The sequence below is a fragment of the Mesorhizobium sp. CO1-1-11 genome (genome assembly GCF_020164995.1).
In the GTDB taxonomy this organism is placed as follows: domain Bacteria; phylum Pseudomonadota; class Alphaproteobacteria; order Rhizobiales; family Rhizobiaceae; genus Mesorhizobium; species Mesorhizobium australicum.
Genome location: NZ_JAIUHE010000003.1, coordinates 219,010 through 232,996, shown reverse-complemented (window position 1 = coordinate 232,996; position 13,987 = coordinate 219,010). Strand labels below are relative to the sequence as shown.

Here is a 13,987-nt window from a genome sequence, read left to right as displayed (position 1 = left end):
AAATCGGCGGAACCCGCAAGGGCTTCAACCTGTCCAACGGTTAATTCGACTTGGCTGGGACTCATTTGGTTGATGGAGGTGAAAGATGCCGCCATGGACCAGAAACTGGAAACGCCCTTGACGACCGTTGCGCCACGCTGCGGCTGGATCTCGCCGTTCGGCTAACGATTCGGGAAGGGGTTCTCAAGCCATGGCAAACGAGACGCATGACCGTTGCCGTGGATCTGTGTCTCGGCTGGCCCTGTTCTTCGTAGTTGGTACGTCTGGACACAGATGCCGAAGACTGGAAAATGGGGAACGCAATCTCGCCATGCGAGTTGATTCAAGGCATCGGGAGATCATCGCTGAATCCGCAAGACATAGCCGGCCATCCAGCCTTGCACCGCTACGTTCAGGAACAGTCGCAGTCCCTGATCCGCATCTATGAGGAAAGCCCGCGGCTGGCTTCCGTCTTTGCCACGCAGCAGCGCTGGCTATTGGGCCATGTCGGCCTTGCCATGCACTTCAGGCGCGACCCCAACGACCGCCGCAAGGACCTGACCGTATCGCGCTTCATCGAGGTCGTGCACAAGAACGCGGTTGCCAGTCGCAACACGGCGGACGCCTTCATCAAGGAGATGCTGCACTACAACATCGCCGAGTATGTGGCGGGTGGGGACGGCCGCACGCATCCCCTGCAACCGACGGCGGCGACGATTGAGCGATTCACCGGCTGGGTAACAGCCCATCTGCGCACGCTCGACCATATCGATGGCGGCAACCGGCTGGCCAGGTTCCTGGAGCGGCCAGACATGCTTGCCACGCTGCAGCCCCTGGTGGCTGACGGCTTGCTAGCCTCAAAGCCGGTGCGCGAACCCAACCAGACCTTTTCCCTGTTCATCTGGCTCAACAATGGCGGCATCGTCATGGACTGGCTGATGTCCGGCATCAACCCCGACCATGCCGAGCTGGAGCGAATTCCGACCGGCGTGGTTTCGATCGGCGACTTCGCCAAATGGCTCAAGCTGTCGCGGACCCATCTCAGCCGTAAACTGCGCACGGCGGAGGAACTCGGCAGCATTGGCTGGCTTGGTCAGCGCGGCAATTCGGTGATGTGGGTGTCGCACGGATTCTACGAGGAATACATGATCGTCCAGGCCGCCAAGCTGGCCGTCGTCGACAGCGCCTTCGCAGCGTGTTTTTCCACCGACCGCCGAGTCCCGTCACCTCCCAGCTTGTGAAGGTGATGCAGGCTTATTTAAAGCGTCGATCGCGCGGGCGCGGCGCCGGTCAGACTGGTTGCGCCTCGTCGGTATGGCGTGCGCTCCAATGGCGCAGCACGACGGGAACGACAAGCGCCAGGCCGAGCAGCGAGGAATAGAGCTCGGGCGCCACCAGCAGCAGGGCGGCAAATACCAGGAGCACGTTCTCCCATGGGCGCGTGCGCACCAGCAGGTAGCGCGACAGGGCGGCCCCCAGGCAGGTGATGCCGAGCACGCAGCCGCCGAAGGCCAGGAAGAAATTCGGCCAGGTGAAGTCCTTTGTCACCAGCAGCAGGGACGGCGAGAAGACGAACACGAAAGGAACCAGCGCCTTGCCCAACCCTAACCGGAAGGCGGTGTTGCCTGTCTTGAACGGGTCCGCCCCCGCCATGCCGGCCGCCGCATAGGCGGCCAGCGCCACCGGTGGCGTGATGTCGGCCAGCAGGCCGTAATAGAAGACGAAGAAGTGGGCGACGATCGGTTCGGTGCCCAGCATGACCAGCGCGGGTGCCGCGATGGTCACCATGATGATGTAGTTGGCCGTCGTCGGGATGCCGCAGCCCATCAGGATGCAGACCACGCCGGTCATGAGCAGAGTGAACAGCAGCGTCAGGCCCTGGGCCGAGAAGATCGACTCGGGGATGAAGGTGCCGAACAGGAGCGACAACTGGCCTGCCGTCGAGGTGACGATGTAGGATAGCTTGAAGCCGACGCCGGTCAGGGTGACGACGCCGACGACGATGCCGACGGTGGCGGCCGCGGCACCGACGGCGAGCGCATATTTGGCGCCGTCGCGCAGGCATACTGCGATGTCGGCAACCGACATGCGACGGCGCGGATTGAGCAAGCCGACGGCGATGCAGAGCGTGATGCCCCAGAAGGCGGCCATGTAGGGCGTGTAGCCCGAGAGCAGGACGCCGATGAGGACGACGAGCGGGATGATCGTCGGCCAGTCCCGCTTCAGCGCCTCGACGACGTCGGGCATCTCGTCCGGCCTGAGCCCCCTGAGGCCGGTGCGCTTGGCCTCGAAATGCACCTGCATGAACACGCCGAAGAAATGCATGAAGGCAGGCACGATGGCGGCCAGAATGATGGTCGTGTAGGGCAGTTCGAGGAATTCGATCATCAGGAAGGCGGCCGCGCCCATGATCGGCGGCGTGACCTGACCGCCGGTCGAGGACGCCGCCTCCACCGCCGCGGCGAAATGTTTCTTGTAGCCGAGCTTGATCATCGCCGGGATGGTCAGCGAGCCGACGGTGACGGTGTTGGCGACCGACGAGCCGGAGATCATGCCGAACAATGCCGAGCCGAAGATCGATACCTTCGCGGGACCGCCGGCGTAGCGGCCGGCGACCCAGGCGGCACAGTCGAGGAAGAGCTGGCCGAGGCCTATGCGGGTTGCGAAGACGCCGAACAGCACGAAATGGAAGACGTAGGTGGCGACGACGCCGAGCGCGATGCCGTAGATTCCCTGCGTCGTCAGATAGAGGTGATCGACAAGCTGGGAAACGGACGCGCCGGGGTGCACCAGAATGCTCGGCATGTACCGCCCAAACAGTGCGTAGGCCATGAAGATGCACGCGATGATCGGCAGCGGGATGCCGACGGAGCGGCGCGTCGCTTCCAGGAGAAGCAGGATCAGGATAACGCCCAACACCACATCGAGCGTCGTGGGGTTGCCGACGCGGAAGGCAAGATCGTCGAGCGGGATCATCGGCACGTGCAGCACGGCCACCACGGCGGCGAGCGCCAGCAGCCAGTCGAAAAGCGGTATGCCAAGCGGCCGCAGGAAGCTGGATTGCGCGGGCTGGTCGTAACCCTTCTTCACCAGCGGGAAGACGAGGAAGATCAGCGCCAGCACCATCGACAGATGGATGCCTCGGTGCAGCATCTCCTGCAGCAATCCGAAGCCGGCGGTGTAGTAGTGAAACAGCGACAGCGCCACCAGGAGGAAGCCGACCAGCCAGCCCGCGGCCTGGGTCAATGGCCGGAATCGGATTTCGGAGTCGAATTTCTCCTCCAGTTCGCGAGCTTTCTCCTCATCGAACTCCATCGCGGAAAGCGTGATTTTGTCATCGTCGCTCATGGCCGGTTCCGTGTCCTGAGTTTCCAGGCAAAAGAGGCGGAAAGCACGCCTCCCGCCTCGCTGTCGTCCATCGGTCCTACGCGCTGGTAGCTCCTACTTCAGGGCGCCGACTTCCTTGTAGAATTTCTCCGCACCGGGATGAAACGGAATGCCTGCGCTGGTGACCGCGTTCTGGAGCGTGATCAGCTTGCCCTTGGCATGGCCGGCCTGCAGCGCCTTCTGGGTCGCGTCGCTGTAAAGCGATTTGACGATCTTGTAGACGAGGTCGTCGGTCTGCTTGGCGCTGGTCACCCATTGCGCGGCGACGGATATGGTCTTGGTCTCGCCGACATTCTTGTAGGTGCCTTCCGGCACAGTGTCGGCGGAGAAGAACTTCTGCTCGGACAGGAGCTTGTCGGCTTCGGGGCCGGTGATTGGAACCAGGGTGATGTTGTTGGTGCTGGCAAGTTCGACGATGGCGCCGGTCGGATAGCCGCCGACGAAGAAATAGGCGTCCATGGCGCCATCCTGGAGCCGCTCGCCGGCCGGACCGGGCTTGAGGTATTCGGGCTGCACATCTTTCTCCGTCAGCCCGTATGCGCCGAGCACGAGGCGCGCGTCGACAATGGTCCCTGAGCCCGGCTCGTCGAGGGAAACGCGCTTGCCCTTCAGGTCCGCCACCGTCTTGATGCCAGCATCCGCTCGGGCGACCAGATGGATCGTTTCGGGATAGAGCGTCGCGATGAGGCGCAGGTCATCGGCCTTGGGCTTGCCCTCATAGAGGCCAGTGCCCGAATATGCCCAGTAGGCGACATCGGATTGCGTAAACCCTGATTCGGATGCACCCGACTGGATGGCGCTGATGTTGGCGACCGACCCGTTGGAGGACGTGGCGGTGGCGACCAGGCCTTCGACGCCGGCCGGCCCCGTTGCCGAGATGGCGTTGGCGATCAGGCCACCCACCGGATAGTAAGTGCCGGACGTTCCACCCGTGCCGATGCGGAAAAAAGCCTGCTGCGCGTGCGCCGGCGAAAGGCCGGCGGCGGCCAAAGCCAAAGCTCCTGTGCCCATGGAAAAGGTGCGGCGGTTGATCGAAACAGTCATAACTACCTCCGAGTCAAAGATCGGCAGGATGTTGCAGCAACCGGAAGGTTGTCAACCTGCGCGTGCTTTTTGGCCGTTTCCAAAGCGCTTCCAGGAAGGGTATGTTTCCGCCCGGAATCGCGTAAAAACAGGGACTTAATGGATGGCACCCGGCTCCGGGCCAACGACCTGCATAAATCAGGGGCTTACAGCAGGTCGGGCGAATCCTATTCGCCGCGACATGCCGTAGAGCGGTTTAACCGCGTCGCCGGCGTCACCTGCCTGTTGGCGACAACCAGCCAAACACAAGAACCGTGAAACAAAAAACCCGCCTTGCGGCGGGTCATCGGCGCATGTCGGCACCATGCGGAAGATGGTAGCATAACTGCACTCAGCAATCAATCTCCGGTCGCAAACGGTTCGGGTGTGCAACGACACCCGAACCGGGCCGGCGTTCTCAATCTATGTCGAACGAGACGCCCTGGGCGAGCGGTAGCGCCTTGGAATAGTTCACGGTGTTGGTGGCGCGCCGCATATAGGCTTTCCACGCATCTGAACCGCTCTCGCGGCCGCCGCCGGTTTCCTTTTCGCCACCGAAAGCGCCCCCGATCTCCGCGCCGGAAGTACCGATATTGACGTTAGCGATGCCGCAATCCGAACCGTCGACACCGAGGAAGCGCTCGGATTCCTGCAGGTCGCGGGTGAAGATCGACGACGACAGGCCGGCGCCGACCGCGTTGTGCTCGTCGAGCACGGCGTCGAAATCGGAATACTTCATCACATAGAGGATCGGCGCGAAGGTCTCTTCCGTCACCGGTGCAACCTGCTTCGGCATTTCGACCAGCGCCGGGTGCACATAATAGGCATCGGGATGGCCGTTCTCGACCCGGCTGCCGCCAGTCACCTTGCCGCCATGCGCGGCCGCCTCCGTCAGCGCCTTCTGCATGGCATCGAAGGCGGCCTTGTCGATCAGCGGACCGACCAGTGACGAGGTCTCCAGCGGATTGCCGACCGAGACGCTCTGATAAGCCTTCTTCAGTCGCGGCACCAAGGCGTCGTAGACGCTGTCATGGACGAACAGGCGGCGCAGCGTCGTGCAGCGCTGGCCGGCGGTGCCCATGGCGCCAAAGGCGATGGCGCGCAGCGCCATGTCGAGATCGGCCGTCGGGCAGACGATGCCGGCATTGTTGCCGCCCAGTTCCAGCACGGCGCGGGCGAAACGCTTGGCCAGGCGCGGACCGACATCCCGGCCCATGCGAGTCGAACCGGTGGCCGAGACCAGCGGCACCCTGGGATGGTCGACCAGGATTTCGCCGACCGCACGGTCGCCGATCAGAACCGGTGCCAGTCCTTGCGGTGCGTCGATGCCGAAGCGCTTGACCGCACGCTTGAAGATCGCCTCGCAGGCAAGCGCGGTCAGCGGCGTCTTCTCCGACGGCTTCCATACCACTGCATCGCCGCAAACCAGCGCCAGTGCGGCATTCCACGACCACACCGCGACCGGGAAGTTGAATGCGGAGATGACACCGACGACGCCAAGCGGATGCCAGGTTTCCATCATGCGGTGGCCCGGACGCTCGGTGGCGATGGTCAGGCCGTACAATTGCCGGGACAGACCAACGGCGAAATCGCAGATGTCGATCATCTCCTGCACTTCGCCGAGCCCTTCGGACGGGATCTTGCCGACCTCGATCGACACCAGCCGGCCAAGCTCGGCCTTGTGCGTGCGCAGTTCCTCGCCCAGCAGCCGCACCAGTTCGCCGCGCTTGGGACCCGGCACCAGCCGCCAGGACTGGAACGCCTTGTGGGCTGCATCGATGGTCTTTGCCGCGTCGGCCGGCGAGATCGTCTTCAGCGCCGCGATCCGCTCACCCGTCACCGGACTGCGCACGATCAGGTCGCCGCCGTCAAGCGCCTCCTTGGCCACGCCCAGTTTCGCCAGAAGCTCGCCCGTTTCCTTCGCTATCGTCATTTCTGTCCCTTTCAGAATCCCGCCGCTCGTAGGGCGCGGGCCAACGCCTTGCCATGCCTTCCCGGCGCCGTCGCGGCTGGAAGGGGCTGTCATGGCGTGCCATTACCTGTTTCAGGGGAAAATCGCCACCCCGGCATGGTCCAAGCCCGGGCTGCACGATTGAGCCAGGCAATGCTCGGGCCGTGTAGGGGGTCAGTTTGCCTTTTTCGCCGGCATGCGTACGGCGCCGTCCTTGATCAGACGGTCGATATGCATGCGGATATGGGCAGCTTCCGCCGCGGTGTTGGCGAGCGCGATGGCGCGGTCGAAGGCAATGCGTGCCTCCTCGCCCCGGTCGAGTTGCATCAACAGCCCGCCCTTGAGGCCGAAGAAATGGAAATAGCCCGAAAGCCTCGGCTCGAGCGGCTCGATCATCGCCAGCGCCGCTTCCGGTCCGCGCACCTTGGCGACCGCGACCGCACGGTTGAGCGTGATGACCGGCGACGGCTGCATCTGCTCGAGCAGGCCATAGAGCAGGTCGATCTCCACCCAGTCGGTGTCCTCGGCTTTCTCGGCCCGCGCGTGGAGCGCTGCGATCGCCGCCTGGACTTGATAGGGACCTGGCTTGCGATGGCGCAGCGCCTTGTCGACGAGCGCCAGCCCTTCGTCGATCATCTTGCGGCTCCACAGGCTTCGATCCTGGTCCTCGAGCAGCACGATCTCGCCATCATCGTCAAAACGTGCCGGTGCGCGTGCGTGCTGCAGCAGAAGCAGCGCCGTCAGCCCCATGATCTCCGGCTCGGTCTGGAACAGCCGCAGCAGCAGCCGGGCAAGTCGAATCGCTTCCTCGCACAAGGGCGCGCGAGCCGGCGCCTCGCCGCTGTTGGTCGAATAGCCCTCGTTGAAGATCAGGTAGACCATGGACGCGACCGCCGCGAGCCGCTCGGAGCGCTCGACCGCGCCCGGCGTCTCGAACGGCACGCCAGCGTCCGCGATGCGCGCCTTGGCGCGGGTGATGCGCTGCTCCATCGCGCTCTCGCCGACCAGGAAGGCGCGCGCGATCTGCTTGACGGTGAGGCCGGAGACGACGCGCAGCGCCACCGCGATCTGCTGCGTTGCGGGCAAATCAGGGTGACAGCAGATGAACAGCAGCCGCAATATGTCGTCGCGGTAATGCGCTCCGTCCAGCCGCTCGGCGATATCGCTTTCGGCGTCCTCCAGATCGGAAACCTGGTCCTCTTCCGGCATCGGCGCCTGCTTGGCGCGCTTGCGCACCGCGTCGATGCCGCTGTTGCGGCCGACGAAGATCAACCAGGCCGCCGGATCGCGAGGCGGCCCGTTTTGCGGCCAGTTCTTCAGCGCCTTGAGGCAGGCGTCCTGGAAAGCTTCCTCCGCCGTGTCGAGGTCGCGGAAATAGCGCAGCAGCGCGCCCATCGCCTGTGGGCGGGCAGCGCTGATCGCGGAGCTTATCCAGGCGAGTTCGGTCATGCCGGAACCCTCGTCGGATGGAATACCGATACCGGGCGGATTTCGTAGGAACCGCCGCTTGGGTTGACCTCGGAGAGCTCACGGGCGAATTCGACGGCCTCGTCGAGGTCGGCGCAATCGAGCGTGTAGAAACCGAGGAACTGTTCCTTGGTCTCGGCGAACGGCCCGTCGATGACCAGCGATTCACCTTTCACTTTCCGCAGCGTCGTTGCCGCCGTCGTCGGCAAAAGCCGCGCCACGGGCCCAAGCCGGCCGGCGTTGGCATACTTCTCCTGAACGCCGAGCAGGTCGGCCATGACCTTGTCGTCCTGTTCCTTGCTCCAGGAACAGACGACATCTTCGGAGGCGTAGCAGAGGATGGCGTAGAGCATGGACGGTCCTTTCTATAGCAAAGGACGAAACAGTAGGGCCGATGCCGACATGGCGTCGATAAAAAAATCGAGACGCCGCGGATTCAGCGGCCGCCGATTGCCGCCGATCGGTCCTCCTGCGTCTTCAACCATCTCAACACGAGCGCTTCCTCCTCATCGAGGCCTTCGATGGATCGCTTGCGCTTGTTGGCTTCCGCCATTTCGGCAAGCAGTCGTCCTTCGCTCCAAGCCTTGAAGACCTGCGGATGGATATAGCATTGGCGGCAGACCGCGCGCGTATTGCCCAGCCGTTCGGCCACCTTGTCGATGACGTTGTTCATCACCCGTTTTTGCTGTGCCTGGCTCTCAGGCAGTTCCGTCTGTGCAAACAGCGACGCGGCGTGGATGGTGCCGCCCCATGTGCGGAAGTGCTTCGAACTGAACGCATCGCCGACCGCTTCGCGGATATAGTGGTTCACGTCGTCGGAGCGGACAGGGCGTCTGTTGCCGTCCTCGTCGAGATACTGGAACAGTTTCTGGCCCGGCAGGTCCTGCGCGCCCCGAACGATCCCCGCGATCCGGCGGTCAACCAGCTTCAATTTCCATTCCTTGCCGGACTTGCCCTTGAAGGCGAAGCGCAGGCTCGATCCCTTGATATCGACATGCCGGTCCCGCAAAGTCGTCAGGCCGAAGCTCTTGTTGTCGCGAGCATAGGCTGCATTGCCGACGCGGATCATCGTGTTGTCGAGCAGCCAGACCACCGCGGCGGCGACGCGTTCGAGCGGCAGGCCGTGACGACGCAGGTCGCTGTCGATCCTGCGCCGAAGGTCCGGCAGGCTTTCGGCGAAAGCCACGAGGCTCGAATATTTGGCGCCGTCGCGCTCCTCGGCCCATTGCGGATGATAGCGATACTGCTTGCGCCCCCGCTGATCCCTCCCGGTCGCCTGGATATGCCCGTTCGGATCGGGCGAAATCCAGACATCGGTCCAGGCCGGCGGTATGACGATCGCCGCGATGCGCGCTCTGTCGGCATCGGAGACCGCTTTCCCGTCCGGTGCCTTGTAAGCGAATCCCTTGCCTGCCTTCAGCCGGCGGATGCCAGGCTCGGCATCGCTGACATAGGTCAGCGCGGCATCCCTGGCGGAAATCTGTGCTCCATTCTTGGGTACGCTATCACCGTCGGCCAATCGGCTCCGCGACGATCCGGTTCTCTGCAGCATGTAAGCTCCACGCGAAATATCCGTAGATAAGCTGCGGGCTGACCGCTGGTTCCACACCCCGTCTGAAAAGAAGGCAATCCCGGTGGCGTCGGTCAGGCCTACAATGCGCGCTGCATCTGTGTCGGCGGAAGGGACAGCCGGCGCCGCGCCGCGAGCTTGAATTTGTAGCGCAGGCATCGCCAGGCTTCCGAGCGCCGCTTCGGCGCCACTGAGGCTATTGCGAGAAAGCGCGTGGCCATGTCCAGGTCGCCCCGCGCATAATGGACACGGGCGATCTTGAGCGCGACGAGGCCCTCCCTGGCTTTCAGTGCCGAAATCGGGATGCCGCAATCGGTGAGCGTACGCAGCTCCCGGCGCCAGTCCAGGAAGCGCCGCACCGGGTTGACCGTGAAGCGATCGTCCGAACGCTCCGCTGAAACTTCGTAGATCATGACGGGGCGCTGAACCATGACCGGCGACGCCTTGCTCATCAGCCGCGCCCAGAACAGCGTGTCCTCGTCGAAGGCGAGCCCGACGGGGAACCGGGTCTCGCCGATGAGACGCCGGGAAGCCAGCACGCTGCCCACCGCCACCGAGCGTATATCCCCCTTCACGTAGGCGGAGGCGTTGGTGAGGCAGGCCGCGGTGTAGCCGTTTGGCACCTTGATCTGCCGATCCTGGCCGTTCACCCTGCGCCGGAAGGCACCGACGATCATGTCGGCCTTGGGCTGGGTTTCTGCCTGCGACAGCAAGGAGCTTAAGCCGCCCTGAAGGTGCAGGTCGTCGGCGTCGATCAGGTAGACCCACGGATGGGCTGCCTCATCAAGCGCCAGGTTACGGGCGCCGCCGGCGTCGCGGCAACTGGCGGGCAGCACACGCAAAGGCAGGGATGATTGCGCCGCGGCCTGCCGGGCTGCATCGGCCGTGCCATCGGTCGATTGATCGTCGACCAGCAGGACCTCGCCGATAAACCCGGCCTCTCCGCCAAGCGAGGCCAGCGTTTTAGCGATCGTTGCCGCCGCATTGTAGGCGGGTATGACGACGCTGACAGCTTTCAATGACAAACCTCATGCCTGTGCGCGGCAGCCTAAGACTATTCTCCCTTAAGGCGAATACAGACTAAGCACTTACAGGAAAAGTGTGAAACGGCTTTTCCGTCCGGAATTGCGCGAAATCAAAGACTTGGATCGGCTTGCCTTTTCCGTGAACCGGTGAGCTGCTCTAGTGACCGCATCGATGTTTGAGAAGTCTGCCCCATCCTTGTGAGAACTCGCGGCGCCGGCAAGTTAGTGCGCCCCGTTTCACGCCTTTTCGAGCACGACCGGGATGACGTCGACCGCCTGGTCGCCGACCTGTCCGCCAGTCGTCTTCAGCACGCCGACGATGGGCGCCACATCCGAATAGTCGCGCCCGTAACCAACGGTGATATGGTCGTTGGAGGCCCGCATGCCATTGGTCGGATCGAACTCCTGCCAGCCGGCATCACGCCCGCACCAGACCTTGACCCAGGCATGCATGGCATCCGCGCCTTCCAGCCGGGGCTTGCCTTTGGGCGGAATGGTGCGCAGGAAGCCACTGACATAGCCGGCCGGAATGCCAAGCCCGCGTAAGCCGGCGATCATGATGTGGGAGAAATCCTGACAGACGCCCCGCTTCAGCTGGAAGGCGTCGCTGGCCCGGGTCCGCACCGTGGTCGCCTCGTCATCGTATGTGAAATCGCGATGGATGCGATTGCACAGGTTCATCGCCGTCCCTGCGGCCGAGTTTCCGATGCTGTCTCGCGCGAATGCGGTGATCGCGGCATCAATGCCCGCATGGCTGCTGGCGGCCAGGAAATGGTGCGGCGAGGCAGGCGCAAGCGACCGCACGGCGGCCAGCTCCTGTCGAAGGCGGCCGAGATCGGGCGACACGTCGAGCCCCGGCTCGGGCCGCGCCACCGACACACGCGCGCTCATCCTGATGTCGAGCGTTTCATGGGCGTCGCGAAACGCGATCGAAGTGACATTGTTGCCGAAGAAATCGGAAAAATCCGACCGTTCGTTGGGTGCCGGTGAAAAAGAAAGCGAAGCGGCGATGACACGCTGCACACCGTCAATGGTCGACGGCAGCACGCGCACCTGATGGCGTCCGCCGCCAGCAGCGGCAGCATAGTCGTAGTGGAGCAGAAGCCTGATGTCGTACAGCATGGCCATCTCTTTCTAGCCGAAATAGGCTTTGGCGAGGCTGCTGTAGAGCCCGCCTATTTCGCCCGCGAGATCGTTCAACGCCTTCACCGTCATGTCTGCCGGTTCCTTGATGGCGATGGACGTGTTGAGCTGCAGGATCTCCTTGGCCGCCGCCGACATGTGCCCCTCGCCGCCGGTCGCCGGCAACAGCCCTATCTCTGCTTTCAGCCTCTCGAGCTGGAACAGGATGGAGCGTGGATTGAGCGGATCGAGCGCCAGGAGATCGATCACCGTGCGCCGGCCGGCCTGCACCGGATATTGCCGTCGATGGGTCATCACGCTGTCGCCGATCTCCAGCATCATGTCCAGCGCCCCGTCCGGCGCCTTGCTGCTGGTCAGTCGGGCCAGCGTGCTGGCGATCTGGATGCCGCGCTCCAGCCGCCGGCCGATCTCGAGGAAACGCCAGCCAGCGAAGCGGTACATGTTCTCATGCAAAAGGCCCGAGAATCCGGCAAGCTTGCGCAGGATCACGGTCATGGCCCGCGTCGCATCGTCGCCGGGCGCCACGGTGGTGGCGAACTGATGGATCGTTTTTGACAAATCCTTGAGCGCCAGCCAGCCATCCGGCGAGAAACGATCGCGGATCTGGCCGGCGCTGTACACCGCGCTGTCGAGCGTGCCGATCAGCCCTGGCGGGATCGCCGTTTCGACATCGATGCCGAACGGTTCGAGATAATCCCTGATATCGGCCAGCAGCGGCATGTCCGGATCGGACGTTTCGGCGAGCCGCACGTGATAGGCGCGCAGGATACGCACCGTGTCTTCCGAGCGTTCGATGTAGCGGCCGAGCCAGGTCAGGTTTTCCGCCGCGCGGCTGGGCAGGCTGCCGGGCCTCGTCCGGTTGAAGCTGTCGCTCTCCTGCGGCAGCAGCGTCTCGCGCTCCACGGGTCTGTCGCTCACCACCCAGACATCAGCCGCCTGGCCGCCGCGCTGCATGGCGATCGCCGTCGGGTCGAGCGATAGGCCGACGCGCGCAAACCCGCCCGGCATCACCGTCCAGCCCTCGGGCGTACGCGCCAGATAGACGCGCAGGCTCGCCGGCCGCGGTTCCAGCCAGCCGCCGACATAGACCGGCGTCGTCGAAAGCGTCACCGCCTCCTGGCCGACGAAGGCCTCGCCGTCGCGTTCGATGCGCGCCACCAGTTCCGCCCGCTCCCCGACCGACAGCGCCGAGCCGAGCTTCGTCTGTCCGTCATCTTCGAAGGCAAGTCTTGTCGACAGCGCCGGGCCGACCACCATGCGGTCGATATTGGCGAGCACATGGGCGCGCTCCGTCTCCTGCCCGCACCACCATGTCGCCACACTGGGCAAAAGCAGCTCCTCGCCCCACAATTCGCGCGCGATCTTGGGCAGAAAGGCGAGCAGCGCGCGCGTCTCCATCAGGCCCGAGCCCAGCGCATTGACGGTGGACACCGTGCCTTGCCGGATCGCCTCGACCAGCCCCGGCGTACCGATCTGCGAATCCGGGCGCAGCTCGAGCGGATCGGCGAAGGCGGCATCGAGCCGCCGCCACAGCACGCTGATGGGCATCAGGCCGGACACGGTCCGCACCATCAGCCTGCCGCCGGAAACGGTCAGGTCCTCGCCTTCGAGCAGCATGATGCCGAGGTAGCGGGCGATATAGGCGTGTTCGTAATAGGTCTCGTTGAGTGGCCCCGGCGTCAGGATGGCGACGCGGCCGTCGCTCTCCTTTGCCATGCCGATCAGCGCATCGCGAAAGCGGCGGAAGAAGCCGGCGAGCCGGTGCACATGCATCTCGCCATAGATGTCGGACAAAGCGCGCGTGGTGGCGACCCGGTTTTCCAGCGCGAAGCCGGCGCCCGAAGGCGCCTGGGTACGGTCGCCCAGCACCCACCAGCGGCCGTCCGGACCGCGGCCGAGTTCGAAGGCGCAGAAGTGCAGGAAATGCCCTCCGGCCGGCCTGGTGCCGACCACGGGCCGCAAATATTCAGGGCTCGCCGCGATCAGTCCTGCCGGCAGGATGCCTTTTTCGATCAGCCGGTTCGGCCCATGGATATCGGCAACAATTTCCTCGAACAGTTCGGCGCGCTGCACCAGGCCGGCGCTGACCGCCTGCCACTCGCTGTCCTCGATGAGCAAGGGAATATGCGCCAGCGGCCATTCGCGCTCGTTGGCGCCCGCCTTGTCGTAGACGCGGTAATAGACACCGGCATCGCGCAGATACTGATCGGCGCGGGCGAAGCGCTGGCCGAGCTTTTCGGCCCCGAGGTCGTCCAGCGCTTCGACAAAATGCTTCCAGACCGGACGGGGATTGCCTGACGCGTCGACCATCTCGTCGACGACGCCGTCGATCGGCTGGTAGTGCTCCAGCAGGCTATGGGCCTGCGGCTTGCCGCGCACCCTTTTGTGATTCCCCTTTGCCAT

General features: G+C 64.1%; 10 protein-coding genes. 1 reads left to right on the top strand and 9 read right to left on the bottom strand.

Features of this window, described 5'->3' with window-relative positions:
- Positions 1–290 precede the first annotated feature (290 nt).
- A complete protein-coding gene (locus LB554_RS05000; protein ID WP_224583378.1) occupies positions 291–1,220 on the top strand; it encodes a hypothetical protein in 930 nt (309 codons plus the stop codon).
- Positions 1,221–1,269: 49 nt separating this feature from the next.
- On the opposite strand, the gene LB554_RS04995 is transcribed toward LB554_RS05000, so the two are convergent.
- The 9 genes from LB554_RS04995 to LB554_RS04955 form a co-directional block, all read right to left on the bottom strand.
- A complete protein-coding gene (locus LB554_RS04995; RefSeq protein ID WP_015315950.1) occupies positions 1,270–3,327 on the bottom strand; it encodes a TRAP transporter permease in 2,058 nt (685 codons plus the stop codon).
- 93 nt (positions 3,328–3,420) lie between these two features.
- A complete protein-coding gene (locus LB554_RS04990) occupies positions 3,421–4,410 on the bottom strand; it encodes a TAXI family TRAP transporter solute-binding subunit (RefSeq protein ID WP_140721502.1) in 990 nt (329 codons plus the stop codon).
- Between the two features lie 436 nt (positions 4,411–4,846).
- The gene (locus LB554_RS04985) at positions 4,847–6,361 is read right to left on the bottom strand and encodes an aldehyde dehydrogenase family protein (RefSeq protein WP_224583377.1); all 1,515 of its coding nucleotides are present in this window, start codon (positions 6,359–6,361) and stop codon (positions 4,847–4,849) included.
- A gap of 192 nt (positions 6,362–6,553) precedes the next feature.
- On the bottom strand, positions 6,554–7,828 hold the full coding sequence (locus LB554_RS04980; RefSeq protein ID WP_140792798.1) for an RNA polymerase sigma factor: 1,275 nt from the start codon (positions 7,826–7,828) through the stop codon (positions 6,554–6,556).
- The gene (locus LB554_RS04975; RefSeq protein WP_015315946.1) at positions 7,825–8,199 is read right to left on the bottom strand and encodes a YciI family protein; all 375 of its coding nucleotides are present in this window, start codon (positions 8,197–8,199) and stop codon (positions 7,825–7,827) included. The genes LB554_RS04980 and LB554_RS04975 overlap by 4 nt, the downstream gene beginning before the upstream one ends.
- An 83-nt stretch (positions 8,200–8,282) precedes the next feature.
- Positions 8,283–9,398 carry a DNA topoisomerase IB gene (locus LB554_RS04970; RefSeq protein WP_140661836.1) on the bottom strand — a complete coding sequence of 372 codons (1,116 nt, stop codon included), beginning with the start codon at positions 9,396–9,398 and terminating at the stop codon, positions 8,283–8,285.
- Between the two features lie 98 nt (positions 9,399–9,496).
- Entirely contained in the window at positions 9,497–10,435 is a 939-nt protein-coding gene (locus LB554_RS04965) for a glycosyltransferase family 2 protein (protein ID WP_224583375.1), read from the bottom strand.
- Positions 10,436–10,678: 243 nt separating this feature from the next.
- Entirely contained in the window at positions 10,679–11,563 is an 885-nt protein-coding gene (locus LB554_RS04960) for a transglutaminase domain-containing protein (RefSeq protein WP_224583372.1), read from the bottom strand.
- 12 nt (positions 11,564–11,575) lie between these two features.
- On the bottom strand, positions 11,576–13,987 hold the full coding sequence (locus LB554_RS04955; protein WP_224583371.1) for a circularly permuted type 2 ATP-grasp protein: 2,412 nt from the start codon (positions 13,985–13,987) through the stop codon (positions 11,576–11,578).

Coding starts and splice junctions, on each gene's coding strand:
- LB554_RS05000 (WP_224583378.1), top strand. CDS start 291: ATGGGGAACGCAATCTCGCCATGCGAGTTGATTCAAGGCATCGGGAGA.
- LB554_RS04995 (WP_015315950.1), bottom strand. CDS start 3,327: ATGAGCGACGATGACAAAATCACGCTTTCCGCGATGGAGTTCGATGAG.
- LB554_RS04990 (WP_140721502.1), bottom strand. CDS start 4,410: ATGACTGTTTCGATCAACCGCCGCACCTTTTCCATGGGCACAGGAGCT.
- LB554_RS04985 (WP_224583377.1), bottom strand. CDS start 6,361: ATGACGATAGCGAAGGAAACGGGCGAGCTTCTGGCGAAACTGGGCGTG.
- LB554_RS04980 (WP_140792798.1), bottom strand. CDS start 7,828: ATGACCGAACTCGCCTGGATAAGCTCCGCGATCAGCGCTGCCCGCCCA.
- LB554_RS04975 (WP_015315946.1), bottom strand. CDS start 8,199: ATGCTCTACGCCATCCTCTGCTACGCCTCCGAAGATGTCGTCTGTTCC.
- LB554_RS04970 (WP_140661836.1), bottom strand. CDS start 9,398: ATGCTGCAGAGAACCGGATCGTCGCGGAGCCGATTGGCCGACGGTGAT.
- LB554_RS04960 (WP_224583372.1), bottom strand. CDS start 11,563: ATGCTGTACGACATCAGGCTTCTGCTCCACTACGACTATGCTGCCGCT.
- LB554_RS04955 (WP_224583371.1), bottom strand. CDS start 13,987: ATGGCAAAGGGGAATCACAAAAGGGTGCGCGGCAAGCCGCAGGCCCAT.